This window comes from Streptomyces sp. NBC_00536, from assembly GCF_036346295.1.
Taxonomy (GTDB): Bacteria; Actinomycetota; Actinomycetes; order Streptomycetales; family Streptomycetaceae; genus Streptomyces.
This window is the reverse complement of the sequence record NZ_CP107819.1, coordinates 7,445,263-7,470,670: the sequence shown is the minus strand read 5'-3', so window position 1 is coordinate 7,470,670 and position 25,408 is coordinate 7,445,263. Positions and strand designations below refer to the sequence as shown.

Annotated in this window: 26 protein-coding genes; 5 read left to right on the top strand and 21 right to left on the bottom strand. The window is 72.9% G+C overall.

Features of this window, described 5'->3' with window-relative positions; genetic code table 11:
* Positions 1-139 precede the first annotated feature (139 nt).
* Positions 140-469 carry a DUF2087 domain-containing protein gene (locus OHS33_RS31890; protein WP_330333878.1) on the top strand — a complete coding sequence of 110 codons (330 nt, stop codon included), beginning with the start codon at positions 140-142 and terminating at the stop codon, positions 467-469.
* Here OHS33_RS31890 and OHS33_RS31885 read toward each other — a convergent pair.
* On the bottom strand, positions 466-921 hold the full coding sequence (locus OHS33_RS31885) for a nucleoside deaminase (protein WP_330333877.1): 456 nt from the start codon (positions 919-921) through the stop codon (positions 466-468). The genes OHS33_RS31890 and OHS33_RS31885 overlap by 4 nt on opposite strands.
* Positions 918-1,784 (bottom strand): LLM class flavin-dependent oxidoreductase, encoded by an 867-nt coding sequence (locus OHS33_RS31880; RefSeq protein WP_330333876.1) that lies wholly within the window; start codon positions 1,782-1,784, stop codon positions 918-920. The genes OHS33_RS31885 and OHS33_RS31880 overlap by 4 nt, the downstream gene beginning before the upstream one ends.
* A 93-nt stretch (positions 1,785-1,877) precedes the next feature.
* On the opposite strand from OHS33_RS31880, the gene OHS33_RS31875 reads away from it, so the two are divergent.
* Together OHS33_RS31875 and OHS33_RS31870 are read left to right on the top strand one after the other, a co-directional pair.
* A complete protein-coding gene (locus tag OHS33_RS31875; protein WP_330333875.1) occupies positions 1,878-2,336 on the top strand; it encodes an Lrp/AsnC family transcriptional regulator in 459 nt (152 codons plus the stop codon).
* A gap of 135 nt (positions 2,337-2,471) precedes the next feature.
* Entirely contained in the window at positions 2,472-3,434 is a 963-nt protein-coding gene (locus tag OHS33_RS31870; RefSeq protein ID WP_330333874.1) for a hypothetical protein, read from the top strand.
* Here OHS33_RS31870 and OHS33_RS31865 read toward each other — a convergent pair.
* From OHS33_RS31865 to OHS33_RS31835, 7 genes are all read right to left on the bottom strand, one after another.
* Entirely contained in the window at positions 3,427-4,998 is a 1,572-nt protein-coding gene (locus tag OHS33_RS31865) for a M4 family metallopeptidase (protein ID WP_330335287.1), read from the bottom strand. The genes OHS33_RS31870 and OHS33_RS31865 overlap by 8 nt on opposite strands.
* 189 nt (positions 4,999-5,187) lie before the next feature.
* On the bottom strand, positions 5,188-6,186 hold the full coding sequence (locus OHS33_RS31860) for a M4 family metallopeptidase (protein ID WP_330333873.1): 999 nt from the start codon (positions 6,184-6,186) through the stop codon (positions 5,188-5,190).
* A 183-nt stretch (positions 6,187-6,369) separates the two neighbouring features.
* Positions 6,370-7,803: a dihydrolipoyl dehydrogenase family protein gene (locus OHS33_RS31855; RefSeq protein ID WP_330333872.1), complete on the bottom strand. Its 1,434-nt coding sequence runs from the start codon at positions 7,801-7,803 to the stop codon at positions 6,370-6,372.
* 62 nt (positions 7,804-7,865) lie between these two features.
* A complete protein-coding gene (trxA, locus tag OHS33_RS31850; RefSeq protein WP_330333871.1) occupies positions 7,866-8,285 on the bottom strand; it encodes a thioredoxin in 420 nt (139 codons plus the stop codon).
* A 118-nt stretch (positions 8,286-8,403) separates the two neighbouring features.
* On the bottom strand, positions 8,404-9,843 hold the full coding sequence (locus tag OHS33_RS31845; protein ID WP_330333870.1) for an aldehyde dehydrogenase family protein: 1,440 nt from the start codon (positions 9,841-9,843) through the stop codon (positions 8,404-8,406).
* A gap of 226 nt (positions 9,844-10,069) precedes the next feature.
* Entirely contained in the window at positions 10,070-11,260 is a 1,191-nt protein-coding gene (locus OHS33_RS31840) for a thiolase family protein (RefSeq protein ID WP_330333869.1), read from the bottom strand.
* 171 nt (positions 11,261-11,431) lie between these two features.
* On the bottom strand, positions 11,432-12,490 hold the full coding sequence (locus tag OHS33_RS31835) for a LacI family DNA-binding transcriptional regulator (RefSeq protein WP_330333868.1): 1,059 nt from the start codon (positions 12,488-12,490) through the stop codon (positions 11,432-11,434).
* 244 nt (positions 12,491-12,734) lie between these two features.
* Here OHS33_RS31835 and OHS33_RS31830 point away from each other — a divergent pair, with 244 nt between their 5' ends.
* Both OHS33_RS31830 and OHS33_RS31825 read left to right on the top strand, forming a co-directional pair.
* A complete protein-coding gene (locus OHS33_RS31830) occupies positions 12,735-14,009 on the top strand; it encodes an MFS transporter (protein ID WP_330333867.1) in 1,275 nt (424 codons plus the stop codon).
* A 118-nt stretch (positions 14,010-14,127) separates the two neighbouring features.
* A complete protein-coding gene (locus tag OHS33_RS31825) occupies positions 14,128-15,699 on the top strand; it encodes an amidase (protein WP_330333866.1) in 1,572 nt (523 codons plus the stop codon).
* Between the two features lie 40 nt (positions 15,700-15,739).
* On the opposite strand, the gene OHS33_RS31820 is transcribed toward OHS33_RS31825, so the two are convergent.
* The 12 genes from OHS33_RS31820 to OHS33_RS31765 all read right to left on the bottom strand — a co-directional run bounded on the left by OHS33_RS31820 (position 15,740) and on the right by OHS33_RS31765 (position 25,091).
* The gene (locus OHS33_RS31820; RefSeq protein ID WP_330333865.1) at positions 15,740-17,116 is read right to left on the bottom strand and encodes a M16 family metallopeptidase; all 1,377 of its coding nucleotides are present in this window, start codon (positions 17,114-17,116) and stop codon (positions 15,740-15,742) included.
* Entirely contained in the window at positions 17,113-18,426 is a 1,314-nt protein-coding gene (locus tag OHS33_RS31815; protein WP_330333864.1) for a M16 family metallopeptidase, read from the bottom strand. Before OHS33_RS31815 ends, OHS33_RS31820 begins: the two co-directional genes overlap by 4 nt.
* Positions 18,423-19,721: an MFS transporter gene (locus OHS33_RS31810; RefSeq protein WP_330333863.1), complete on the bottom strand. Its 1,299-nt coding sequence runs from the start codon at positions 19,719-19,721 to the stop codon at positions 18,423-18,425. Before OHS33_RS31810 ends, OHS33_RS31815 begins: the two co-directional genes overlap by 4 nt.
* A gap of 456 nt (positions 19,722-20,177) precedes the next feature.
* Positions 20,178-20,312, bottom strand: coding sequence for a class III lanthipeptide (locus OHS33_RS31805; protein WP_330333862.1), 135 nt, complete (start codon positions 20,310-20,312; stop codon positions 20,178-20,180).
* 41 nt (positions 20,313-20,353) lie between these two features.
* Entirely contained in the window at positions 20,354-20,476 is a 123-nt protein-coding gene (locus OHS33_RS31800) for a hypothetical protein (RefSeq protein ID WP_330333861.1), read from the bottom strand.
* A 232-nt stretch (positions 20,477-20,708) separates the two neighbouring features.
* On the bottom strand, positions 20,709-20,837 hold the full coding sequence (locus tag OHS33_RS31795) for a hypothetical protein (protein WP_330333860.1): 129 nt from the start codon (positions 20,835-20,837) through the stop codon (positions 20,709-20,711).
* Between the two features lie 214 nt (positions 20,838-21,051).
* Positions 21,052-21,186 carry a hypothetical protein gene (locus OHS33_RS31790; RefSeq protein WP_330333859.1) on the bottom strand — a complete coding sequence of 45 codons (135 nt, stop codon included), beginning with the start codon at positions 21,184-21,186 and terminating at the stop codon, positions 21,052-21,054.
* A gap of 54 nt (positions 21,187-21,240) precedes the next feature.
* A complete protein-coding gene (locus OHS33_RS31785; protein ID WP_330333858.1) occupies positions 21,241-21,369 on the bottom strand; it encodes a hypothetical protein in 129 nt (42 codons plus the stop codon).
* A gap of 60 nt (positions 21,370-21,429) precedes the next feature.
* Positions 21,430-21,576 (bottom strand): hypothetical protein, encoded by a 147-nt coding sequence (locus tag OHS33_RS31780; protein ID WP_330333857.1) that lies wholly within the window; start codon positions 21,574-21,576, stop codon positions 21,430-21,432.
* Between the two features lie 31 nt (positions 21,577-21,607).
* Positions 21,608-24,298, bottom strand: a complete 2,691-nt coding sequence (gene lanKC, locus OHS33_RS31775; protein WP_330333856.1) for a class III lanthionine synthetase LanKC — start codon at positions 24,296-24,298, stop codon at positions 21,608-21,610.
* A gap of 360 nt (positions 24,299-24,658) precedes the next feature.
* Positions 24,659-24,799, bottom strand: coding sequence for a hypothetical protein (locus tag OHS33_RS31770; RefSeq protein ID WP_330333855.1), 141 nt, complete (start codon positions 24,797-24,799; stop codon positions 24,659-24,661).
* A 106-nt stretch (positions 24,800-24,905) separates the two neighbouring features.
* Positions 24,906-25,091: a hypothetical protein gene (locus OHS33_RS31765; protein WP_330333854.1), complete on the bottom strand. Its 186-nt coding sequence runs from the start codon at positions 25,089-25,091 to the stop codon at positions 24,906-24,908.
* Positions 25,092-25,408 lie beyond the last annotated feature (317 nt).

Genomic DNA, 25,408 nt, shown 5'->3' with positions numbered 1-25,408 from the left:
TCCTCCGGGAAGGGCGGGGAACGGTTCCCGGAGGGTACTGGCGGGGACTACCGCTCAGTAAGATGAAGGAGCGTCACTTTTTGCGGATGCAGGGAAAACCGGTTGCCGCGGACCCGGGCCCCGGGCGAGGCTGCCCCTCATGTCCGAGAACGCACCGCAGCACCCGCCCCGCACCCAGACCGCCCCTGAACAGACCCGCGCCGAACGGCGCGGGGTGGCCGACCTGTTCTCCCCCACGGGCCGCCTCAAGGCCGTCCCGCGCAAGCCCGCCCGCCGCGAACAGCTCCTGCGACACCTCGCCGAGACCCTGTTCGACCCGGACCGCGCGTACACCGAGCCCGAGGTCAACGAGGCGCTGCGCTCGGTGCACGACGACAGTGCCGCGCTGCGGCGCTACCTGGTCATCGCGGGCCACCTGACCCGCACCCGCGACGGCGGCAGCTACCAGCGGGGCACGGCCGCCGCCTAGTACCGCGGGTAGTACGCCGCGACCACGGCCCGTACCTCGTCGAGCAGCGCGGGCCCGTACTGCGGCACGGGCGGGCGGCCGCTGCCCGGCCTGATGTCGAGCAGCTGCTCGCCGGACAGCGCGAACACCACCCTTCGCAGTCCGGCCTGTTGGATGACCGCCGCGCACATGCCGCACGGCTCGCAGCTCGTGTACAGCGTGGTCGCCGCCGCCGTGGCCGCGTCCAGCTCCCGCGCGGCCCAGCGGGCCAGCTTCAGTTCCGGGTGCGCGGTGATGTCCCCGTCGGTGCGGGTGGTGTTGCGCTCCTCCGCGAGCACCGCCCCGTCCGGTCCCGCCAGCAGCGACCCGAAGGGCGGGTCGCCGCGCTCACCCGCCTCCCCCGCGAGCGCGATGGCCCGCCGCAGGAGGGCGTGGTCGGCGTGGTCGGCGTGGTGCTCGGGCATGGTGGTCATGGCTGCTCCGTTCCGGTGCGGGGTGCGTGGAGGGCGTACGCGGCCACCGTCTCCAGTGCCCGCCAGGCCAATTCCGGGTGGCGGGTCTCGCGGGGGTCGCCGCCGTAGGGGTCGAGGACGACCGCCTCCGCGCCCAACCGCCGCAGCTCTTCGAGGTCTTCGGCGATCTGGTCGATCGTGCCCTCCCCGGCGAGCCGGTCCGGTCCGGTGACCGGGGCCGCCGTGAGCCTGAGGGCGATCCTGGGCGCGAGGGCGGGCACGGGGAGCCCCTGCCCCCGCGCGTACGCCGCCAGCCGGACCGCGGCCTCGCGCAGCCACGGCACGGTGGGACGCAGCGGATGCCAGGCGTCCCCGAGCCGTACGGCCCGGCGCAGCCCCGCGTCGCTGTTGCCGCCGACCCACACCGGGATCGGCCGGTCCCCGTAGGCGGCGGTGTCCGCCCAGGCCGCGCGGACGTCCCGCAGGTGCTCCTCGGTCAGCCGGCCCCGCTGTTCGAACGGGATCCCGAGGGCGGCGAACTCCTGGCGCGCCCAGCCCACTCCGACCCCGAGGACCAGTCTGCCGCCGCTCAGTTCGTTCACGTTGGCCGCCATCCGGGCGGTGAGCAGCGGGTGCCGGTAGGGGGCGATGAGGACCGTCGTGCCGAGCCGCACCCGGGTGGTGAGGGCGGCCAGCCAGGACAGGGTGGTGAAGGGCTCGTAGAAGGGCGGCGGATAGCGCACGGCGACATCGGGCGTGATGGCCACGTGGTCCGAGACCATCAGCAGGTCGAAGCCCAGGCCTTCGACGGTCCGGGCCCAGCCGCGCAGGACCCCGGGGTCGGTGCCGGGGCCGAAATTGAGGACGTTGACTCCGATCTTCACACCGTCGAGCCTAGCCAGGCGCCACGGCCGCCAGAAGTGACTCCCGCCTGTCCAGGGAGCGTTCGGCCGTGGATCCGCCGGTAATCTGGCCCGATGACCGAGACTCTTGATGCGACGGACTGGGCGATCCTGCGGGAACTCCAGGGGGAGGGCCGGATCCCCTTCACGGAGCTGGCACGGCGGGTGAACCTGAGCGCGTCCGCGACGAAGGAGCGGGTGCGGCGGCTGGAGGAGGCCGAGGTGATCACGGGCTACCGGGCGGAGGTGGACCTGGAGCGCACCGGGTACGGAGTGCTGGCGGTGGTCCGGCTCAAGTACCCGGGCCCCGGGACCCGGCACGAGCCGCTGCGCCGCCTGCTGGCGGAGCGCCCGGAGATCCTGGAGTGCCTGCGCACCACCGGCGACGACTGCTACGTCCTCAAGGTGGCCACCTCCTCCATGGGCCACCTGGAGGCGGTGGTGGACGAACTGGCCGGCTTCGGGAGCACGACCACCAACCTCGTCCTCAGCCGACCGCTCCCGCTCCGCGGCCCGCGGGCCCCTGAGCGGTGACGCGGGTCCCCGCCCGCCTCCTCCCCCGCGTGGGGGAGGCGTTTCCCTCCGGCGGGGGACGCGGCCGGGACGGTCAGGCCCGACGCTGGGATTCCTGCTGGTGAAGGGGAAGTTCGCGGTGGAAGGGGAGTTCGGGTGGACCGCTGGGATCGGGTCGGGCGGAACGCGGCGTACGGGACGGCGCTGGCGCTGTCGCCGTACTTGCTGATCAAAGTCTCGTGGGTGATCGGCTCCCTCGTGGGGGTGCTGCCGATCGGCGAGGGGTTCGGCCTGGCGGGGTGGCTGGTGCTCAACACCGTCACGGTCGGCATGGCGGTGACGGGGATCGCCCTGGTGCTCGCGCTGGTGCGGCCCTGGGGGATGCGCATACCGGGGGCGCTCGTCACGTTCTGTTCCTGGGTGGGGTCGGGGTTCCTCGTCTCGGTGCTGCCGTTCGCCGCCTTCAGCGCGCTCCTGGGCGGCGGCGGTGAGCCGTCGGGCGGCGATGACACGGCCATGCCGGTCTGGGAGGGCGTGCTCATCGAGTTCAGCTTCGTGGGGATGGGGCTGGGGCTGGCGCTCGCCGTCCCGGCGTACCTCCGCCGCCGCTGGCCGGACGCGTTCGCCGGGCGCGTGGGGGACGGGCCGCGCGGGGCGGTACCGTGGGCGGCCGTCGTCGGCGCCGTGGTCGGGCTGGTCTGGCTCCACTGGGCGGCCGGGGGCACTCTGGGGATCGCCCACCCGGCCGAGCGGACCACCGACGGGGAGGTGCTGGCCGTCGCGTGGGGATTCTGGGCGATCGCCGGATCCGCCGCCGTCTGGACGCTCGCCCGGGCGCGCCCCGCCGGGTTGCCGCGCTGGCTCCCGCTGGTCATCGGGTGGGTCGGATCGGGCTCGCTGTTCGCGTGGAGCGCCTGGAAGGTGCCCCTGGTGCTGTACGTGGCGATGGCGCATCCGGCCGATGTCACGCCACCGGAGAACCCCGCGGTCGCGCTGGCCCTGCACCTCTGCGCCGTGGTGGCGGGCGCGGCGATGATGCGGACACTCGCCCGCACCCGGTACCGCGGATCGCGAGGAGCCGCGATCCACGACACCGGGCGCTCGACAGCTGTCAGTTGACGTTCACGCCCTTCCAGGCCGCGGCCACCTGCTGGTACTCGGCACCCGTCGTGCCGTAGAGGTCAGCCGTCGCCTGCAGGGTCGCGGTGCGCGCGCCAGCGTAGTTGGTGGTCGACGTCATGTAGGTGGAAAGCGCCTTGTACCAGATCTTGTACGCCTTGACGCGGCCGATGCCGGTGACGGTCGAGCCGTCGTAGGTCGGCGAGTTGTAGGAGACTCCGTTGACCGTCTTGGCACCGCTGCCTTCGGAGAGCAGGTAGAAGAAGTGGTTCGCGACGCCGGAGGAGTTGTGGACGTCGAGGCGGCCGACCGTCTTCGACCAGTAGTCGGCGGAGGCACCGTCCTTGCTGGGCTTGTCCATGTAGCGCAGCGGCGTGCCGTTGCCACGGATGTCGATCTTCTCGCCGATGAGGTAATCACCGGGGTCCGAGGGGTTGTTGGCGAAGAACTCCACGGAGGTGCCGAGGATGTCACTGGTGCCCTCGTTGAGACCGCCGGACTCGCGGCTGTAGTTGAGCTTCGCGGTGGCGGCGGTCAGGCCGTGGCTCATCTCGTGGCCGGCCACATCCAGCGCGGTGAGGGGCTTGAGGTTGTTGGCTCCGTCTCCGTAGGTCATGCAGAAGCAGCTGTCGGACCAGAAGGCGTTGACGTACGCATTGCCGTAGTGGACGCGGGAGTAGGCCGCCTTCCCGTCGCCGGCGATGCCGTTGCGGCCGAGTTCCGTCTGGTAGAAGTCCCAGGTCACGGCCGCCCCGTAGTGGGCGTCGACGGCGGCGGTCTGGCGGTTCGACGCGGTGCCGTCGCCCCACTTGTCGTCGGCGTCGGTGAAGAGGGTGCCGGTGGCGGTGGAGGTGGCGCCGTTCAGGTCGTAGGTCTTGTGGCCGCCGCGGGCGGCGTCGGTGAGGCTGTACGACGAGCCGCTCGGCGCGGTGCCGAGGGTGACGGTGCCGGAGTACTCGCTGGTGCCGGTGCCGGTGTCGATGGCCTCGTAGGCGTAGAGCTCGGCGCCGGTGGCGGCGTCCGTGACGACGTGGCGCTCGCTGGGCGTGCCGTCGGCCCGGGTCCCGGTGACGACGGCCTCGTAGGCGAAGACCGGCTTGCCGGTGGCCGCCCAGACGACCTCGCGGGCGCCGGCCGGCGCCGCCTTCAGGCTGCGGACTCCGGCCGGGGCCACGCGGGCCTCGGTCCCCTTGGTGGTCTTGCGACTGCCGTCCTTCTTCTGGTGGACCACCAAGTCACCGCCGAGCACGGGCAGTCCGGCGTAGGTGCGCTCGTACCGGGTGTGGACGGTGCCGTCCGCGTCCTTGATCACGTCACGGGCCACGAGGCGTTCGTCGCCGGAGAGGCCGATGGCGCGGGCGGTGTCCGCCGCCTCGGACTGGGCGGCCGATATCGCCTGGGCGCGCGCCCCGGCCGACAGCGTGACGGCGGTGGCTCCGGCCTCACGCTCGGCCGATGCGCTGGCGGAGCCGCTCTGGACGGCGATGGCGACCATCGCCGCCGAGGCGACGACGGCGGCGGTGCGCAGCGCTCGGGTCCTGCGGGGGGCGGGGGATGAGGACATGGGTCGGGTCACTCGCTCTCCTTGGTTGCCGTGGGGGAACGGCAGCGAGATTGCCAGGAAGAGGAGTGGAAATGACAGGGACGCAACAAGAATTTGACCTGTTGTTGTTCGGAGAGCGGGGTGCGATGTCCGCCCAACGGCCAAAAACGGAACATTCCGTTTCGACCAGAACCACCGGCCGGGAAGCGGCTATTGGACGCCGGGGATCTGACGGTTCTTGAAGGCGGTCCGCACCGAGTCCGCGGCGCTCGCGCCGTACATGCTCCGGGCGGTGGCGATGGTGGCGCGCGCCGCGTCCTGGAAACTGGTGTCGGGAGCGAAGGAGAACTGGGCGTTGACGATGACGCGGTCGGCCGTTCGCGCGCCCAGGGCCGCGCGGATGTCGAAGAGGGCGCGGGACCAGATCTCACCGTCCGCGTGGACCTCACCGACCCGGTCCGCGTAGACCTTGTTCCCGTCGATGCGGCGCAGGCAGTGCGGGGCGGTGCTGTAGGGGACCGAATCCCAGTCGGCCACGCACGCCAGATCCGTCCGGTGCGGCCAGCCGTGCACGGCGTCGGCGTGGTCGCCGACTTCGACGGCCAGGTAGTCGCCGAAGGCCTCGCCTATCGCCCCCGCTTCCGGGGAGGTGCCGAAACCGGGGACCTGCGCGTCGTGCACCGCGTGCCCGTACTCGTGGACGATGACCTCCGCGTCCTCGGCGTCGTCGACACCGCCCTTGCCGAAGCGGATCTCGGCCTTCTTGTCGCTGAAGAAGGAATTGTCGGCCCCCCACTGGTTGATGCGGACCGGCTGAGCGCGGTCGTTGGCGCCGGGCAATTCGCTCCCGAAGCCGAGGCCTTGCAGGTACTCCTGCGCCTCGTTGACCCAGAAGTAGGCCATGACCTGCTCGAACTGGTCGTCCGCCCTCGTGTACCGCCCGGCGTCCGAGACGGCGGCGGGAGCACCGGTCTCCGACCGGATGTACGCCCACCGGCCGGAGAGGCCTCCGCTGCCGTCGAGGTTGCGCAACGCGACCGTGGCATACGCGGAGTCGGGCACGGCGGCGGCGGAATCCTTGGCGTCGGCAAGCGTCTGATCGCCGGACGACTGCACGGGGTTGACCATGAAGACACGCCCCTGGGGCAGGCCGTCCGCGGATCCGGACGCGACGGCCGATGCCGGTACGGCCAGACCCAGCACTGCCATGGACGCGACAATGGCGGCGGTGCGGAGGCGAGAGGTGCGGCGGGGCATGGACATCCTCCTGTGATGGATGTGTGGCGCCGGAAGAAGGCCGGCGGTGAGGTGCGGACGCGATCCTTGCTCAACGCCCCCGGCTTTGACCAGCCCCAGACCGAGGGGAATCCGTCCCTGCCCTGACGCGGCACCCTAGCCCCGGTACGTCTCCAGCAGCCGGAGCCAGATCTCGCTCATCGTCGGGAACGCGGGAACCGCGTGCCACAGTCGCGCGATCGGCACCTCCCCGGCCACCGCGACCGTGGCCGCGTGCAGCAGTTCGGCGGTCCCCGGGCCCACGAAGGTGGCTCCCAGGACGACTTCGCGGTCGAGGTCCACGACCATCCGGGCCCGGCCGCGGTACCCGTCCGCGTACAGGCCCGCGCCGGAGACCTTCCCGAGGTCGTAGTCGACGGCGCGCACCCGGTGACCCGCGCGTTCGGCCTCCTCGGCGGTCAGCCCGACCGCCGCCGCCTCCGGGTCGGTGAAGACCACTTGCGGCAGGGCGGCGGTGTCCGCGGTGGCCGCGTACGGACCCCAGCGCCCCTCCTCGGCCGCGGTGGCGGTGCCCGCCGCGCGGGCGGCGATGGCGGCGCCCGCGATCCGCGCCTGGTACTTGCCCTGATGGGTGAGCAGCGCGCGGTGGTTGACGTCACCGACCGCGTACAGCCAGTCGGTTCCGGACACCCGGCAGCTCTCGTCGACCCCGATCCACCCGCCGGGCGCCAGCCCGACCGTGTCGAGACCGATGTCGTCGGTGCGCGGGACCCGGCCCGTCGCCATCAGCAGTTCGTCGCCCTCCAGGGTCTCCCCGCCGCGGAGCACGACCGTGACCGGCCCGGTCGCCCCGTCGCGCACGACGGCTTCCACGTCCACGCCCGTACGGACCTCCGCGCCCGCCTCCCGCAGCGCCTCGGCGACCAGCTCCCCCGCGAACGGCTCCATCCGGGGCAGCAGCCGCGCACCGCGCACCAGCACCGTCACCCGCGAGCCGAGCGCCTGCCAGGCGGTGGCCATCTCGGCGGCCACCACCGAACCGCCGACGATCAGCAGCCGCTCCGGGGCCTGCTGCGCCGAGGTGGCCTCGCGGCTGGTCCACGGCCGGGCATCGGCCAGTCCCGGGAGGTCCGGCAGCAGCGCCCGGGTCCCGGTGGCCACGACCACCGCGTGCCGGGCCGAGAGCACGTGGTGCTCCCCCTCGGGGCTGGAAACGGCGACCTTGCGGATCCCGTAGAGACGGCCGTGCCCCCGGTAGAGGTCGACGCCGATCGAGGCCAGCCAGTCGCGTCCGCCGTCGTCCTTCCAGTCGCTGGTCCAGTAGTCCCGGTGGGCGAACACGGCCGCCGCGTCCAGCGGCCCCCGCACGGCGCCCGCCAGTCCGGGCACCTTGCGGGCGTCCGCGCGCGCGAGCGCCGGGCGCAGCAGCGCCTTGCTGGGCACGCAGGCCCAGTACGAACACTCCCCGCCGACGAGTTCGCTCTCCACCAGCGCCGCGCTCAACCCGGCGGCCCGGACCCGGTCGACGACGTTTTCCCCCGCGGGGCCCCCGCCGAGGACCAGGACGTCGTACTCCACTGCTTCAGTCATACGGGCCAGTCTCGCCGCACCGCCGGGCCCGCGCGGCGCACTCGCACCGTCGCGGCGTGCCGCTACGCGTCTTCGCCGGCGGTCGCGGTCCCGGACGGTCCCTGGTCCGGGCCCCCGGCCTTGGCCTTCTCCTCGGCGATCTTCGTTCGGACCTCGTCCATGTCGAGCGCGCGGGCCTGGCCGATGACGTCCTCCAGCATGACCTCCGGCAGGGCGCCCGGCTGGGCGAAGATGGCCACCTGGTCCCGGATGATCATCAGGGTCGGGATCGACCGGATGTCGAAGGCCGCGGCCAGCTCCTGCTGCGCCTCCGTGTCCACCTTCGCGAAGACCAGGTCGGCGTGGGTCTCCGACGCCCTCTCGTAGACGGGGGCGAACTGACGGCAGGGTCCGCACCACGACGCCCAGAAGTCGATCAGCACGAACTCGTTCTCGCTGACCGTCCGGTCGAAGTTCTCCTTGGTGAGTTCGACTGTAGCCACGGTTTCCAGACCTCCGTATTTCGCGCTTCCTGTCCCTGGAACGAACGGAGCGCGCCCGGCATTCCGGCCCGGCCGGGCCGGGTCGGAACGCCGGTCGGAACACCAGGCGGAACGGAGGTCAGAACGGATGGCCGGCCGGGGTGCTGCGGACCGTGGTCCAGCGCAGTTCCGTGAAGGCGTCGAGGTTCGCCTCGCCGCCGAACCGGGCCCCGTTGCCGGAGGCGCCGACCCCGCCGAAGGGGGCGACCGCCTCGTCGTTCACCGTCTGGTCGTTCACGTGCACGATCCCGGTGGGGATCCGGTCGGCCAGCTCCAGCCCGCGCGCCGCGTCCCGGGTGACCACGCCGAGCGAGAGGCCGTACGGCCCGGCCGAGGCCAGCGCGACCGCCTCCTCCTCCGAGGCGAAGGACCGTACGGGTGCCACCGGGCCGAAGACCTCCTCGGCATAGGCGGGGGTGTCGTCACCGACGCCCGCGAGCACCGTCGGCCGGTAGAAGAGGTCCCGGTGGGTGCCGCCCGCGATCAGCTTCGCGCCGCGCTCGGTGCTCGCCTCGACCAGCGCGTGGACCCGTTCCAGCTGGGCGCGGTCGATGAGCGGGCCCATGTGCACCTGTTCGCGGTACGGGTCCCCCACGGCCAGCGCCTCGGCCCGCACGGCGAGCCGCTCGACGTACTCGTCGTACAGCGAGGCGTGGACGAGGTGACGGCCCGCGGTCATGCAGATCTGGCCCTGGTGGAAGAAGGTCCCCCAGGACGCCTGGGCCACGGCGGCCTCGACATCCGCGTCGGCGAGCACGATCAGCGCCGAGTTGCCGCCCAACTCCAGGTGGGCGCGCTTGAGGTGACGGCCCGCCAGTTCGGCGACGGCCCGCCCGCTCGCGGTCGACCCGGTGAACGAGACGACGCGCACCAGGGGTTCGGCCACCACCGCCGCCCCGGTCTCCGCGTCCCCGGGCAGCACGTGCAGCAGCCCGGCCGGGAGTCCGGCGGCGGCGAAGACCGCGGCGAGCGCGAAGCCTCCGCACACGGCGGTGCGCCGGTCCGGCTTGAGCAGGACGGCGTTGCCGAGGGCGAGCGCGGGCGCGACCGAGCGGATAGCCAGGATCAGCGGGGCGTTGAAGGGGGCGATCACCCCGACCACCCCGGCCGGGGAGCGCCGGGTGTACGAGAGCCGCGGCGCCTCGGTCGCCAGTACCTGCCCGGTCGGGCGCGAGGCCAGCGCCGCGGCCTCGTAGCACTCCTGGGCGGCGACGTGCAGTTCGAAGTCCGCCTTGCCGGGGATCGAACCGGATTCGCGGATCAGCCATTCGCGCAGTTCGTCGGCGTGGGCGGCGAACAGGTCGCCGGCGCGGCGGAGCACCGCGGCGCGCTCCAGGTGGGTGGCGCGCGCCCAGTCCCGCTGGGCGGCCCGGGCCCGTACGGCGGCCTCGGCGACGTCGGGCGCCGAGGCCAGGTCGAGGGTGGCGAGGGTGCGGCCGGTCGCCGGTTCGAGGACCGGCGCCGTACCCCCGGTCAGAGTCGGTCCGTCCTGCCAGAGCTGCGGATCGAGGAGCGGCATGGCGCGGGGCCTCCGGTGGGTGGGGACGGAGCGTGGGGTGGGGGGCGGCACGCGTCATCGTGCCAGAACGGAGTTGCCAATTCTGTTCACTTATTGGGCAGTTGCCAGCAGCGCATGTCCGGAATCGATCGACCACCCGTCCGGCCTGCACTGTTGATGCCCCGCCGATGCCCGCCCAGACCCCGTGCGCCGCCCCCGCGCCACCACGCTCCCGCCGACGCTCCCGTCAGCGCTCCAGGACGAGGGCGATGCCCTGGCCCACCCCGATGCAGAGCGCGGCCATGCCCGTACCCGAACCGGCCGCCGCCAGCTGGTGGGCGACCGCCCCCGCGAGCCGGGCGCCGGACGCGCCCAGCGGGTGGCCCAGCGCGATGGCCCCGCCGCGCGGGTTGACCACGCTCCGGTCCAGCTCGGGCCAGGCCTCCAGGCAGCCCAGCGCCTGCGCGGCGAAGGCCTCGTTCAGCTCCAGGGTGGTGAGGTCGGCGAAACCGCGGCCCGCCTTCTCCAGCGCTCGCCGGACCGCCTCGACCGGCCCCAGCCCGAAGAGCTGCGGCTCGATGCCGGTGACCGCGGAGGCGCGGATCCGGGCCAGCGGCTCGCGCCCTGTCTCCGCGAGCCCCGCCTCGTCGGTGAGCAGCAGGGCGGCGGCCCCGTCGTTGAGCGGGGAGGCGTTGCCCGCCGTGACGGTGCCCCGGCCGTCGGTGCGGAAGGCGGGCTTCAGCCGGGCGAGGGCCTCCATGGACGACCCCTCACGGACGCACTCGTCGCGCGTCAGCTCGGCTCCCGGGTACGGGACCACCTCGGCGTCGTACTCCCCCGCCGCCCAGGCCGCCGCGGCCTTGCGGTGGCTCTCCAGGGCGAAGGCGTCCTGCGCCTCGCGGGTCAGGGCGTACTTGTCGGCGACCAGTTCCGCGCCCTCGCCGAGCGAACCGGTCCACTCCTCGGGCATCCGGGGGTTGGTCATCCGCCAGCCCAGGGTGGTGGACCAGAGCTGCTGGTGGGCCGCGGGGAAGGCCCGCTCGGGCTTCTGCACCACCCAGGGGGCGCGGGTCATGGATTCGACCCCGCCCGCGATCGCCACGGAGGCGTCACCGAGGGCGATGGCCCGGGCGGCCTGGATCACGGCCTCCAGGCCCGATCCGCAGAGCCGGTTGACGGTGACCCCGGGGACCGTGACCGGCAGTCCGGCCAGCAGCACCGCCATGCGGGCCACGTCACGGTTGTCCTCACCGGCGCCGTTGGCGTCGCCGAAGACCACGTCGTCGATCCGCGTGGGGTCGAGTGCGGGCGTACGGTCCACCAGGGCGCGGACGACGTGGGCGGCCAGGTCGTCCGGGCGGACCCCGGCGTAGGCACCGCCGAACTTGCCGATCGGGGTGCGGACGGCGTCGACGATGTAGACGTCGCGGATGCGCATGCGGGGTCTCCTGGGCAGATCCGTGCGGGCGCGCCGGTGGGCGCGCCCGCAGTCTCCGTCCCCGGATCGCGGCCTGTCAACGCCTCCCCGGCGCCCCGGCGGACCCGCCGGCCGGGACGCGGCCCCGGGTGGGGCCCGGGTGAGGGCCCAGGTGGGGGCCCGGGTGCACGCTCAGGTGGACTCGCGGGGCACGGCCCGCGCGGCCATCAGGTCGTGCCGGGCCGGGACCTCGGACGGTTCCCGCACCGCCCGGTCCACCAGCGAGGCCAGGTGATCACCGGTGGGCATCTCGATCTGCACCGTGCTCAGCCGCGGCCGCAGCAGGCGGCCGATCAGCAGGTCGTCGGCGCCCATGACGGCCACGTCCTCGGGCACGCGCAGTCCCGCGTCCTGGAGGGCGCGCATCAGGAGCATCGCGTACTCGTCGTTGTAGGCGAAGACCGCGTCGGCCCCGGTCCCGGGCCAGCGGGCCGCGAGGGCGCGGGCGGACTCCTCGGTGTAGGCCATCGGCAGCGGGACGATCTCCGCCGCGCCGTCGGCCGCCGCCCGGGCGCCCGCCAGGCGCGGGGCGGAGAACAGCTCCATGCCCGCCTCCTCGGGGACGATCACGCCGATCCGGCGGTGGCCGCGCTCGACGAGGTGGGCGGCGGCCCGGGCACCGACCTCGGCCTGGTCCATGACGAGCGCGTGCGCCCCGGCGACGCTGACCGGGCCGAGGGTGATCACGGCGCGGGCACCGGCCCGCTTGAGGGTCTCGACGTTCTGGGCGCTCAGCACGATCTCGCCCAGCGAGATCACGGCCACCGGGCGCAGCTCGGCCCAGGCGCGGGCGGCCTGGTCCCCGGTGAGGCCGAGGCTGCCGTACTGGACCACGGTGTAGTCGAGGCGGCGCAGCGCCCACTGCAGCTCGTTGAGGAACGCGCTGTACAGCGGCCCGGCCGGGACGTGCGAGGTGGGCAGCAGCACGATGCGGGTGTGTCCGGCGCGCAGGCTGCGGGCGGCGGCGTGCGGGACGTAGCCCAGTTCCTCGGCCGCCGCGCGGACCTTGCGGCGGGTCGGCTCGCTGATGCGCACGGCTTCGGCGTTGTTCAGGACGTACGAGACCGTGGCGCGCGAGACCCCGGCCAGGCGGGCGACATCGGCGCTGGTGGCCGCGGCGGGCAGAGGCGGTGACGACTTCGGCAGCGGCTTGGGTGGTGACTTCGGTGGTGACTTCGGTGACTGAGGCATTGCCTGGGCATCTTTCCAGACCGGTTGGGCCCGGGGGCTAGCGGATGGCCGGAATCGAATGCTACACAGTGGTTACACGATTCATTGACACGTGTAACCCAGCTGTCACACCGCCTTCACCGGCCGTGCCACACCACGTGTCGCACCGTGCCGTCGCCCTGTCGTGTTCCGACGCACCCCCGCCGTCACGACAGGGCGGCGCGCACCCCCTCATCCGCTCGACATCCCTGCCCAGGAGGGCACCGTGGCCCTTTCCTCCCCCGGCACCGGCACCGCCGACGCCACCTCCGCGACCTCCGCCGACCCCGCCGCCGCGCGCCCGGAGTCCGCGCCCGCACGCGGCCTGCTCCCCCTGCTCCTCGTCGGCAACACCGCGATGTACTCGCTCTACACAGGGGTCGCCGGAATCCTGCTCGCGCTCCAGGTCGAACACATCGACCCGGCGAACAAGGTCTCCAACTTCGGCCTGATCGCGGGGGTGTCCGCGATCTTCGCCACGGTCTTCAACCCGGTCGCCGGCGCCCTCTCGGACCGCAGCGGCCGCCGCAACCCCTGGATCCTGGGCGGCGGCCTGGCCGCCGTACCCGCGATGTTCCTGCTCGGGCTGGCCGACACGATCCTGCTGATCACCATCGCCTGGTGCCTCGGCCAGGCCGTGATGAACGTCTACCAGGCCGCGCTCACCTCGGTGGTCCCCGACCGGGTCCCGGTCGGCGCGCGCGGCAAGGCCTCGGCGGCGGTCGGCCTGGGCCTCCCCTTCGGCTCGACCCTGGGCGCCCTGCTCGGCGCGGCCTTCTCCGACGACTACCGCACCGGCTACCTGCTCTTCGGCGCGATCGTGGCGGGCGCGGCCGTGCTGTTCACCGCGTGCGGCCGCGAGCAGCGCCTCCCCGTCCGGGCCCCGCTGCCGGTCCGCGCCCAGCTGGCCGCCTTCGCGGGCGCGCTCAAGGACCACGACTTCCGGTGGGCGTTCATCGGGCGCGCCCTGCTGGTCCTCGGCTACTTCGCGGTGAGCGGCTACCAGCTGTACATCATGCAGGACCACACCCGGCTGCCCGAAGGCATGGAGCCGGAAGCGGCGGTGGCCATCCTGATGCCGCTGACCAGCGTGGCGATGGTGGTCTCGACGGTGCTGGGCGGTTACCTGTCCGACCGGTTCGACCGCCGCAAGCTGTTCGTCGGCGCCTCCGCGCTACTGTCGGCGCTCGCGCTCCTCATCCCGGCCCTGTCGACGAGCTGGTCGGCGATGCTCGCCTTCGCGGTGGTCAACGGCCTGGCCTTCGGCAGTTACATGGCCGTGGACACCGCGCTGGTGACGATGGTGCTCCCGAAGGCCGAGGACGCGGCGCGGGACATGGGCGTCCTCAACATCGCCAATGCCGGTCCGCAGATCGTCGCGCCGTTCATCGCCTCGGTGATCGTGTCCGTCAGCGGCGGGTACACCGCCCTGTTCGTCATCGCGGCGGTGCTGTCCGTCGCGGGCGCGCTGGCCGTGAAGCCGATCCGCAGCGTCCGCTGACAGCCACCGGGACGACCTCGAGGGGTTCATGACCTCGCTTGAAGGATGGATATAGCAAGCTTCAAGATCCCCCCGTTACCGTCTGTATACCGATGAGTAACGGGGAGGTCCGGTTTCGATGACCACAGTTCCTGGCACGGCTCTTGGCACGGCTCCTGGCACGACGACCGTCTCGGCTCCGGGCACGACGGCCGTCCTGGCTCCCGGCTCTCCGCCGGGCGCGCCCGCCGCCCGGCCCCCGTACGCGGTGCCCGGCCTGGGCGACATGGCCCGGGCGCTCGCCGACGGCAGCGTGTCCTCGCGCTGGCTGACGGAGCAGTGCCTGGAGCGGATCGAGGCCTCGCAGCCCGAGCTGAACGCCTTCCGCATCGTGCATGCCGAAGCCGCCCTGGCGGAGGCGGACGCGGCCGACCGGCGGCTCGCCGCCGGTGAGCGGCTGCCGCTGCTCGGCGTCCCGCTCGCGGTCAAGGACGACATGGACGTGGCCGGGCTGCCGACCGCCTTCGGCTGCGCCGGGGACTTCCCGCCGAAGGCCGAGGACAGCGAGGCGGTACGCCGCCTGCGCGCCGCGGGCGCGGTCATCGTCGGCAAGACCCAGACCCCGGAACTGGGCCAGTGGCCGCACACCGAGGGCCCCGCCTTCGGCGAGACCCGCAATCCGTGGAACCCGGCGTTCACTCCCGGCGGTTCCTCCGGCGGCTCGGCGGCCGCCGTGGCCGCCGGCCTGATCCCGGCGGCGCTGGGATCGGACGGCGCCGGGTCCATCCGCATCCCGGCGGCCTGGACCCACCTGGTCGGCATCAAACCGCAGCGCGGCCGCATCTCCACCTGGCCGGAGCCGGAGGCCTTCCGCGGGCTGACCGTCAACGGCGTGCTGGCGCGTACGGTCGCGGACGCGGCCCTGCTGCTGGACGCGGCCAGCGGCTCCCACCCCGGCGACCTGCACCGGCCCGCGCCGGTCTCGGCGGCCCGGGCGGCGCGTACCGCGCCGGGGCGGCTGCGGATCGCGCTCTCCTTCGGGATGCCGTTCACGGGCACCTCCAAGTCCCTTGATCCGGCGATCCGTTACGCCGTGGAGCGGCTCGCGGGGCGGCTGGAGGCGCTGGGGCACGAGGTGGCCCTGGAGGACCCCCGGTACGGGAAGATCGGGCTGAGCTTCATACCCCGCGCGACCGGGGGCGTACACGAGTGGGCCGCCCGGGTGCCGGACCCCTCGCTGCTGGACCCGCGCACGAGCGAGGCCACGCTGATGGGCCGGATCCTGAGCGGCCTGCCGCTGCGGGCGGCCCGCCGGGCGGAGGCCCTGCACCAGCACCGGATCGGGGAGATCTTCCAGCGCTTCGACGTGGTCCTCACCCCTACGACCGCCACCGCTCCCCTGCGCGTCGGCGCCCTGGCGGGCCGCGGGGTCCTGGAGACGGACCGGGTGATCATCGCGGCCTGCCCGTACGCGTGGCCCTGGAACGTCCTCGGCTGGCCGGGTGTGAACGTCCCGGCGGGCTTCACCCCCCAGGGCCTGCCCGTGGGCGCCCAGCTCCTGGGCCCGGAGGCCTCGGAGCCCCTCCTCATCTCCCTCGCCGCCCAACTGGAGGCGGCGGAGAACTGGCAGTCCCACTGGCCCCGTTGGTCGGCCCCCCTGCGCGCGGGCACCGAGACCTCCCCGGCACACCACCCGGTGGGGGCGCGCTGAGCCGCCCCGCAGGGCGAACCGGCGCCGTACGGCGGCTGGTTCAGCCGAGGACGGTGAGCGGACCGAGCCCGCGCAGGCCCGCTTCGACGGCGTCGGCGTCCCCCACCGCGACGACGACCAGCTCGTCGAGGGGCAGGGCGGCGCGCAGTTCCCGGGTCGCCTCGTCGGTGGTGACGGCGTCGAGCCGCCGGTGGAGCGTGGACAGGTAGGCGGCGGGCAGCCGTTCCGCCTCGACGTCGGCCAGCACCCGCGCCGTGGCCGCGGACGTCAAGTACTGCATGGGGGTGATCCCCTTGAGGGTGCGCAGGGCCGTGTGGTGTTCGGACGCGGTGAGTCCGGGGGCGGCGGACCCGATCGCCGCCATGATCTCGGCGACCGCGTCGGCGGTGACCCGGGTCTCGACCGAGCCGGTGACCGAGACGTGCGCGCCGGTGCGCACGGGGGCCGCGAAGGCGCTGATCCCGTAGGTGTAGCCCTTCTCCTCGCGCAGGGTCCGGTCGAGCCGCGAGGTGAGCGGACCGCCGAGGCACTGGAGGGCGATGGCCTGGGCGGGCCAGCGGAGCGAGTGCCGGCCCGGTCCGGCCCGGCCGATCAGGAGGTGCGTCTGGACCGCGCCGGGCCGGTGGACCAGTACGGTGCCCGGGGACGCCGCCAGGACCGGGGCCGGCGGCCGGCTGGGGGCCGCGGCGGGGCGTACCCAGCGGCCCAGGGTGGATTCGAGGAGCCGGGGCAGCGCGACGCCGGTGAAGTCGCCGACCAGGACGGCGGTCGCGGTCGCGGGCCGGGCGTGGGTGTCGTGGAACGCCCGGACGGCCGCGCTGTCGATGCGCACCACGGTCTCGGCGCTGCCCTTCGCGGGGCGCGCGGCGCGCTGCCCGTCGTCGTAGAGCCGTGTGTGGAGGGTGAGGGCGGCGAGCCGTGGGGGACTGGCCTGTTCGTGGGCGATCTCGTCGAGCCGCTGGCGGACCAGCCGGGCCACGTCGTGGGGCGTGAAGGCGGGGCTGCGGAGGGTCTCGGTGAGCAGGTCCAGGAGCCGGTCGAGGCCGGAGACGGGGACTTGGACGGCGAGCCGGATCCCGTCCGGGGTGGCCTGGGCCTGCAGGGTCGCGCCACAAGTCTCGATGGCGGTGGTGAAGTCGCGGGTGTCGCGGGCGCGGGGCCCGTGGCCCAGGGCGCGCGCGGTCAGGGTGGCGATGCCCTCCAGCTCGCGCGGTTCGGCTTCCCTGGGTGCGTCGAGGAGGAGTTCGAGGGCGATCACCCGCTGGCCGGGCCGGTGCAGGTGCACCACGCGCAGGCCGTTGCCCAGGGTGTCGGTCCGCGCCGGGGGCGGCTCCCACGGCGGGGCGGCCGACGGGACGGGCCGGGGGTGGAGGGTGCGCGTGGGCCGCGGCGGCGGGAGCGTGGCGGGGCGGGTCATCGGGGCGCTGTCCTTCCGGGCGGGGTGGCGGGGCGTTCGTAGACCAGGAGGGACCGGTTGTCGCGCTGGAGGTGGGCCGCGCCGACGGCCCTGACCTCCGCGGCGGTGATGTCGTGCAGGGCTGCGAGGGCCCGGTCCGCGGTCCGGGCGGAGCCGAAGAAGGTGGCGTGGCGGCACAGCAGGTCCGCCCGTCCGCCGACGGTGGAGGTGGCGTCCAGGTGCCGGCGCTCCAGGTGGGCGCGGGCGCGGTCGAGTTCGGCCGGGGTGGGACCTTCGGCGGCGAAGCGGGCGAGTTCCTCGTCGAGGGTGCGCTCCAGGGCGCGGATGTCCGCGCCTCCGGCGGCCTTGATGTCGAGCCAGCCGAGCGAGGGCGCGTGGGCGAACCGCATCAGGCCCATGGAGACGTTCATCGCGATCTGGTCGTCGCGGGTCAGCCGGGTGGCGAGCCTGCTGGACTCGCCCGCGCCGAGTACGGACAGGGCGAGGTCGGCCGCGTCCGCCTCGCGCGTACCGTCGGGGGGCATCCGGTAGGCGCACATCAGCGCGTCGGCGGGAACCGGCTCGCGCACCACGGCGCGCTGTTCGGTACGGGTGTGTGCGGGCAGGGGGCTCGGGACGGGGGGCCTGGCGGCGGGCTCACCGGGGAGGGAGCCGAAGTACCGGTCGATCCAGGCGCGGGTCTGCTGCGGGTCGATGGCGCCGACCACTGCCAGGACGGCGTTGGAGGGGGCGTAGTGGGTGCGGAAGAAGGTGCGGGCGTCGTCCATCGTGGCCGCGTCGAGGTCGGTCATCGAGCCGATCGGCATGTGGTGGTAGGGGTGCCCGGCCGGGTGGAGCATGGCCATCAGGCGTTCCCAGACGGTGCCGTAGGGGACGTTGTCGTAGCGCTGGCGCCGTTCGTTCTTGACCACGTCGCGCTGGTTGTCCAGGGCCTGTTGGGTGAGGGACTCCAGGAGGCCGCCCATCCGGTCGGCCTCCAGCCACAGGGTGAGTTCGAGCTGCTGGACGGGCACGGTCTCGAAGTAGTTGGTGCGTTCGAAGCTGGTGGTGCCGTTTGCGGTGCCGCCACCGGCCTGGACCGCTTCGAAGTGGCCGTTGCCGGGGACCTGGGCGGAGCCCTGGAACATCAAGTGCTCGAAGAGGTGGGCCAGTCCGGTCCGGCCGGGCCGCTCGTCGCGGGAGCCGACGTGGTACCAGACGCACACGGCGGCGACGGGGCTGAGATGGTCCTCGGCGAGGACCACGTGCAGCCCGTTGGCGAGGTGGTACTCCTGGCAGGTGGCCGGGGACTCGGCGGTGGGCGCGGTCACGACCGGACCGGCTTCGGCGTACGCGCCACGGGGACCGGGCTCTCGGGACGGGCCTCGGGCCGGCGGCGCAGGTCGGGGATGTGGTGCAGGCCGCGGCCGAAGGTGCTGAAGAACGCGAGGGCGACGAGCAGGAAGCCGAACACCAGCAGGCTGAGCGAGGCGGAGGCACGGTCCGTCAGCAGCCCTGCGGCCAGCGGGCCCAGCGGGCCGATGAGCGCGGGCAGGAGCGCGCAGGTGGTCTGGACGCGGCCTTGCAGGTGGTCGGGCACGGTGTGGGTGACCGCCGCGGACAGTGCGATGTTGGCCGCGGGGGTGGCGATGCTGGATACGCCGATCAACGCCAGGGTCCACCAGAGCGCGTCGCTGAGCGTCATGGCCGGAACGAGCAGGGCGGTGCTCCAGCAGACTCCGAGGACCAGGCGGCGGGGGCTGAACAGCCGGTTCAGCCGGGGGGCCAGGACCGCGCCGAGCAGGTTGCCCGCGCCGGACACCGAGATGAGGACGCCGGTGCTCATGGGGGCGGCGCCGCCCCTGGCGTGCAGCGAGATCAGCGTGATCACCACGGCGGACAGGGCGAAGCCCATCATGGCGGCGTTGACCACGCTGTAGCGCAGGAACGGGCTGGTGCGGATGAAGCGCAGACCGGTGACGAGGTCGCTGCGCAGCCGGGGGCGCCGGGCCGGGGCCTCGGGGCGCGGGGACCGCGGCGCGCGGAGGAACAGCACGCAGGCCGCCGAGGCCAGGAAGCTGACCCCGTCGACGAGGAAGGGCAGCACGGGCCAGACTCCGTAGAGCGCGGCCCCGATCAGCGGACCGGCCAGGGTGATCGCCGAGTTGCGCGCCTGGTTGACCGAGTACGCCGACACCAGCTGCTCCGGCGGCACGACGGTGCGCAGCACCGCGCCCGCGGCGGGACCGAACGGGCTGCTGAGGATCCCGGTGACGGCACTGACCCCGATGATCAGCGGCATCGACGCGTGCCCGGTGGTGAGGGCGATGACGAACACCGCGCTGACCGCGGCGCGCAGCACGTCGCAGGCCAGCATCACCTTCCGGCGGTCCAGCCGGTCGACGAGGATGCCGGCCGGGATGCCCGCGGTCACCGCGACGGCCGATTCGATGAACATGACCAGCCCGAAGGCGGTGACGGAGCCGGTGAGCGAGAGGACCAGCAGGGGCACGGCGATGAAGCCCGCCTGCGAGCCCAGGGTGGACAACGCGTTCGCGCTCCAGAGCAGCCGGAAGTTCCGGTTCTTCCCCAGGGGTACGGGAGCTGAAGGTGCGGGAGCTGACACAGGATTCCTCCTTTCGGTGAGGGGTACGGGGTCCGGAGGTCCGGGAAGGGTGCGCGAAGAGCAGCGGGCGGGGGCGGGCACGTGCCCGCCCCCGCCCGGCCTGGGTGGAGCTCACTTCACGCGGTCACCGCTGTCAGACGTTGGTGTTGGTGCAGTAGGCGAGGCTGTAGGAGCTGTTGGCCTCGTCGTCCTGCGGGCCCTCGGGGGTGCCGTCCAGGTTCTGCAGTTCGAGGATCTTGTTCATGGCGTTCTCCTTCTCGGGGTGGGGTGGAGCGGGTGGTTCGTGCGACGGGGGTGGAGCCCGACTACATCGGGTCCTTGCCGGTGCCGGTGCAGAAGGCCACGCTGAGCGAGCTGTACTCGCCGTCCTCCTGCGGGCCTTCGGGGGTGCCGTCGAGGTTCTGCAGGGCGAGGATGTTGTTCATGGTGTTCTCCTTCTCGGGGTGGGGTGGGACGTCAGTTGATGGTGGCGGTGCACTGCGGGCCGAGGCTGATGCCGCTGCCTATGTGCACGGTGGTGGTGATGTGGGTCTCGCCGTCCTGGGGACCGTTGTCCGAGGCGAGGTTCTGCAGGGCGAGGATCTTGTTCACGGGGGGCCTCCGTCGTGGTGGTCCGGGTGGGGGGAAGCGACTTAGTCCTCTTCCGGAATGCAGTGGATGTAGCTGACGGTGCTGCGAACGGGATTCCAGGCGCCTGCGTCGTCTGCGGGACCGTTCTGCGGGGTCATGTTCTGCAAGGCGAGGATCTTGGTCATGAAGTTCTCCTTCCCGGGGTGGAGTGGGACGTCAGTTGGTGGTCGCGGCTTACTCCTCCGGAGCGCAATGCGCGACGCTGACCGTGCTGCGACGGGGGTCCTCGATGGCGACGTCCGCGGGACCGTTCTGCGGGGTCATGTTCTGCAGGGCAAGGATCTTGTTCATGGCGTTCTCCTTACGAGGGGTACGAGGGGCGGGGTGGAGCGAGTGGGCCGTGCAGCGGAGCGGGACCTACTCCTCCCGGTCGCACGCGAACGTGCTCGCGGTGCTGTAGGGGAGGCCGCCGACGATCAAGGCGTCGCCGTCGCCTGCGGGACCGTTCTGCGGGGCCATGTTCTGCAGGGCGAGGATCGCGTTCATGGTCGTGCTCCTTCGTTCGGGGAGTGCTGGGTGCGGAGGGGGAGGACGTACTACGCGTCGGTGCCGGTGCAGAAGGCCACGCTGAGCGAGCTGAGGCCGGCCTCGTCCTCCTGCGGGCCGTCCTGACCGTCGAGGTTCTGCAGTTCGAGGATCTTGTTCATGGGCTTCTCCTTCTTGGTGGTGTCGAGATCCGGCGGGGTGTGGGAGGTGGGGCTCAGGTGTCGGTGTTGCCCTCGCAGATGTGGGCGTACGAGCTGATGCTGCTGCGCGGGCCGGGGCCGGCGAGGCCGTCCGCGTCGTAGGCGCCGTTCTCGGGGGGCATGTTCTGGAGGGCGAGGATCGTGTTCACGAGGGTGCTCCTTGTGGGTGGTGGGTTACGGGTGCGGCGGGGCGGAGGCGATGGTCACGTGTCCCGGTCGCCGCACATCAGGCTGATGGTGCTGCCGTGACAGAAGCCGCTGTTCATCAGCTCGGCTCCGTCTTCGGGGTCGTTCTCCGAGGTGACGTTCTGCAGGGCGAGGATCGCGTTCACGGGGCGTTCTCCTTCTCGGGTGGGTGGGTGAGTGAGTGGGCAGTGCGGTGCGGTGCGGGCTCAGGCTTCGGTGGCGGTGCCGCCACCGCCACCGTTGGTGCAGCCGAAGACGCTGTAGGAGCTGTTGAGTTCGCCGTCCTTCGGGCCGTCCGAGCCGACTGTCCCGTCGGTGTTCCGCAGGTTCTGGAGGGCGAGGATCGCGTTCATGGTCTTTCTCCTTGAGGAGGGGTGAGGTGGGTCAGGGAGTGGCTTCGGTGCCGTCGCAGGCCCAGACGCTGTTCGGGTCACCGGTACTCGCCGGCTCGCCCACGGCGGCCGAGTGCAGGGCGAGCGGCCGCGGCGCGCTCCGGTCCTGCTCCGGGCGGGCGGGGACGCCGGGGCGGTCGAGGAGGGGCAGGGCGGGCAGCCGGCCCGCGACGGTGTGCAGGGTGTGGAGGATGCCCGCGGTGCCGGTGGCCAGGTCCATGGACAGCCGCATGTTCTGGTCACCGGTGGTGGCGATGCCGTCGGCGTGGGCCATGGCGTGCCAGGACAGGTCGCGGATGTGCCCCTTGAAACCGGCCTCCAGGTGGGGGCTGGTTTCGATCACCCGGTTGTGGGCGATGGCGGCGGCCAGTCCGGCCCGGCCCGCGAAGAGTCCGCTCTGGATGGTGAAGTTCAGGTCCGTGGCCTCGTGCAACGAGTCCAGGGTGACGGCGAGTTCGCCGTCGGGACGGTGCTGCAGGTAGGCCGCGAGGGCCACGGCGATGCCCGCGCTGCCCGCTCCCAGGTACGGCAACAGGCGCGTGCCGTCATTGAGGTTGAGCACCGAGTCGATCTGCTGGCAGTGGTCCAGGTCGAGTTGGAGGCATTCCCTCGCCAGGTCGAGGAAGCCGGTGTCGCCGGTGTCCTCGTACAGGCTCAGGAAGAACAGGGCGGGGCCACTCCAGCCGCGCAGGAGTCCGGCGCGGGCGGCGGGGGCCCGGGTGACGCCGGCCAGCCGCGTCACGAGGCGTTCGGCGGTCTGCAACACGTGGGCGTGCAGGCCGGGTTCGTCCAGGGCGTGCGCGAAGTGCCGCAGGTTCAGGCCGATGCCCGCCAGTCCGTCGTGCAGGCCCACGGGGGTGAGGTCGGTGGTGAGGTCGATGGCGCGGTCCAGCACCTCCAGCGCCTGTGCGGTGCGGCCGACCAGGTGCAGGGTGTGTGCGGCGCCGTGCAGGCCGTCGTACAGGCCGGGCCTGGGTTCGGAGGCGCGGTGGGTGGCCTGCCACAGCCACTCGTGGTGTTCCGGGTCCGTGGCGTGGCCGGTGACGGCCAGTGCGTACAGGACGCCGGCCGCGCCGTGGGCCATGGTGTAGCCGCCGTCGTGCAGGGCCGCGGGGTCCCCGGGGAAGAGACGGTCCTGACGGTCCGGGGTGGCGCTGGCCCGGATGGCCGCGACGAGGGCGCGTTCCAGCTCACGGGCGGGGGCGGAGACCGGTGCGGCGGCGGTGGCGGCGAACAGGTCGGCCACGGTCCGGTCGGTGCGCGCCGTGTGTCCCGGTGGCGTCAGGCCGGTGGTGATCCGCTCGACCACCTCCGTGGGCAGGGAGAACAACTCCCCTGTGGCCTCGGCCAGTTGACCAGCGCGGTCCGGGTCGAGGTCCAGCGTCATGGTCAGCGGCAGGAAGAGGCCGAGACGCAGGCAGTCGAGGGCGTAGCGGTCGCGGTCGAAGCCCGTGGCGTGCTTGGCGATGTAGCCGGGCGTGCCGATGCTGGGATCGGGGTCGTCGGTGCCGGGCCGGTGCGCGATCTCGAAGTCGACCAGGGCGACCCGGCCGTCCGGACGCACCATGACGTTGTTGGGGCTGAGGTCGCCGAAGACGGTGCCGGTGGCGTGGACCGCTTCCAGGACCCGTTCGAGCTGGCCGAGGACGTCCAGGACGGTGTCGGCGTACGCTTGGCGTTCGCTCGGCCCCGAACCCGGTTTGATCGTCGGGTTGGTGGTGGACATGTACCGCTGGAGGGTCTGCCCCTCGATGAACTCCTGTACCAGGAAGTGGTGTTCCCAGGCGGTGAAGGTGCCCAGTATGTCCGGTACGGAGTCCAGGTGGGCCAGCCGGCGCAGGGTGTCGGCCTCCCGGTGCAGCCGGGTGACGGCGTCGTCGCCGGAACCGTCCAGGCCCGCCAGCGGCCGGGCTTCGCGCAGCACGACCTTGCGGCCGGTGTCGTTGTCCGTGGCCAGGTAGATGCCGCCGCCGTTGGAGTAGTGCAGCGCCTTCTCCACCGTGTACGGGAACGCGTCGTCGTCCTGGGCCGCGGCGCGGGCCTCGATCTGTTCGGCGATGAAGCCGGGAACCGGGGCCCAGTCGGGCACTTGGAAGACGGGGGCGCGCTCGTCGGGCACCAGCACCCCGTCGGGGCGGGCGATGGCGAGGGTCCGCTCACCGCTTTCGGAGAGGCATTCACGCCGGGCGAAGCCGCCGTACCGGAGGTAGAGCGGCCCTTCCCGCCACCGCAGGTCGCTGAGGATGTACGGACCTTGCCGTCCCCGCAGCAGGGAGCCCAGCTCGTCGAGGGTCCGTTCCAGCGAGGCGTCGTCCGCGGGGTAGAGGGTCAGGAGCTTGCCGCTGCCGCCGCGGGGTGCGTATTTGCTGTTCATCGCCTGGTGCACCTGTGGGTGCGGCAGGAACTTGAAGGACAGCGAGCGGGGTACGCAGTACTCCCACACCGTGTCGATGACCTCGGCGGCGTCCGCCGCCGTGGCCGAGACGTGGATCTTCCATCCCTGCGCGGGGAGTTGTACGTGCTCGGGGTGCACGTACAGCCAGCTGCTGGTCTCGCTGCGGCGCCAGCCGTCCGGGGCGGGGCGCTCGGTGGCGGGGAACGGTGCGCCGGTGCGTGCGGTGTCGGAGTTCTCGTAGAACCGCTGGTCCGCACGGCAGTAGGCGAGGTGGTTGATTCTTTCCACGGGGTTCTCCAGGAGGACGCGGCCGGGCACGGCGGCGGGACGGGACCGCCTGCCGTCGGGAACGCGGCGCGCAGGGGCCGGGCGGGAAGGAAGAAGGGGAGCGCGGGCGCGGGATGGTCACCGCGGGGCGGTCACCGCCGGGTGGCGGGTGCGGGGCGCGGGGCGCGGGGAGTGCGGCGGGGCCGCTGCGGGGCTCGCCGGGAGCGGGCCGGGCGGGATCACCCCGGGGCGGGAGGAGAGGGCCTCGGGGGAAGTCTGGTGGGCGGGCGCCGCCGAAGGGGCGCGGGCCGGATGTCCTGGGCCGGGGCCAGTGGTCCTGAAGCCGGGACCGGGGTCAGTGGTCCTGAAGCCGGACCGGGGTCAGAGGACTACGACCTGTTCCGGGCCCGTGGGCGGCCAGGGAAGGGCGCCGTCGGCCGTCGGTCCGCCCTCGCCGTCCTGCCGGGGGTCGTAGAAGCGGTCGTGGAAGGGATCGTGATCGGAGTGTGAGAACGCGTGCACGGCTGTCATCTCCTCGGACGGGCTGGACTCAGGCGGATGGGGTGGGCGGCGGCGCGGATTCCGGAGGGGACCGGGGCGGCGTGACCGCGAAGGACCGGGAGCTGGCCTAGATCTGCGGGCAGGAGGCCGGGCGCGGCACCGACTGGCAGGAGATCTCGCCCCAGCCGGTCTCGTCTGACTGGATTCCGGCGCTGGTACCACCGGCGAGCAGGTCATTTCCGGCCAGCGGCGCCGCGTGGGAGACACCGGCCGCACCGAGGACGAACGTCGCGCTTGCCGCGACAGCTGCCATTCGGAAGATGTTTCGCATAACGTATCCCCAGATCTTGATCGGTTAGCTCCCGGTTCTCCGGGCTGCTTCCTTCTGGGGGAAACACTGCCGTGTCCGCGCCGCTCGGACCATGCGGTGGATCCGCCCTGAACGTGCAGGCCAGTTGAGAGGGGAAGGCAAAAGTGGACATAGACAGAGAAAACGCCAGTCTGGGCACCCCCCACGAACCCGCCCACAAGCTGCAGGCCCTTTCTGGCCAGGGAGACAAAACACCCCAAAATTCCGGGCTGGCCGAAACCGCGGGCCTTCCCCCGCTCTCCCGGGACGCCGTGACGCTC

Excerpts from the sequence above, each read along its gene's own strand:
- OHS33_RS31800 (WP_330333861.1), bottom strand. The coding sequence starts at position 20,476 with ATGACCAAGATCCTCGCCTTGCAGAACATGACCCCGCAGAACGGTCCC.
- OHS33_RS31765 (WP_330333854.1), bottom strand. The coding sequence starts at position 25,091 with ATGGCAGCTGTCGCGGCAAGCGCGACGTTCGTCCTCGGTGCGGCCGGT.
- OHS33_RS31855 (WP_330333872.1), bottom strand. The coding sequence starts at position 7,803 with ATGACTGAAGCAGTGGAGTACGACGTCCTGGTCCTCGGCGGGGGCCCC.
- OHS33_RS31875 (WP_330333875.1), top strand. The coding sequence starts at position 1,878 with ATGACCGAGACTCTTGATGCGACGGACTGGGCGATCCTGCGGGAACTC.
- OHS33_RS31845 (WP_330333870.1), bottom strand. The coding sequence starts at position 9,843 with ATGCCGCTCCTCGATCCGCAGCTCTGGCAGGACGGACCGACTCTGACC.
- OHS33_RS31795 (WP_330333860.1), bottom strand. The coding sequence starts at position 20,837 with ATGAACGCGATCCTCGCCCTGCAGAACATGGCCCCGCAGAACGGTCCC.
- OHS33_RS31825 (WP_330333866.1), top strand. The coding sequence starts at position 14,128 with ATGACCACAGTTCCTGGCACGGCTCTTGGCACGGCTCCTGGCACGACG.
- OHS33_RS31885 (WP_330333877.1), bottom strand. The coding sequence starts at position 921 with ATGACCACCATGCCCGAGCACCACGCCGACCACGCCGACCACGCCCTC.
- OHS33_RS31820 (WP_330333865.1), bottom strand. The coding sequence starts at position 17,116 with ATGACCCGCCCCGCCACGCTCCCGCCGCCGCGGCCCACGCGCACCCTC.
- OHS33_RS31780 (WP_330333857.1), bottom strand. The coding sequence starts at position 21,576 with ATGAACGCGATCCTCGCCCTCCAGAACCTGCGGAACACCGACGGGACA.
- OHS33_RS31890 (WP_330333878.1), top strand. The coding sequence starts at position 140 with ATGTCCGAGAACGCACCGCAGCACCCGCCCCGCACCCAGACCGCCCCT.
- OHS33_RS31835 (WP_330333868.1), bottom strand. The coding sequence starts at position 12,490 with ATGCCTCAGTCACCGAAGTCACCACCGAAGTCACCACCCAAGCCGCTG.
- OHS33_RS31860 (WP_330333873.1), bottom strand. The coding sequence starts at position 6,186 with ATGGCAGTGCTGGGTCTGGCCGTACCGGCATCGGCCGTCGCGTCCGGA.
- OHS33_RS31865 (WP_330335287.1), bottom strand. The coding sequence starts at position 4,998 with ATGTCCTCATCCCCCGCCCCCCGCAGGACCCGAGCGCTGCGCACCGCC.
- OHS33_RS31840 (WP_330333869.1), bottom strand. The coding sequence starts at position 11,260 with ATGCGCATCCGCGACGTCTACATCGTCGACGCCGTCCGCACCCCGATC.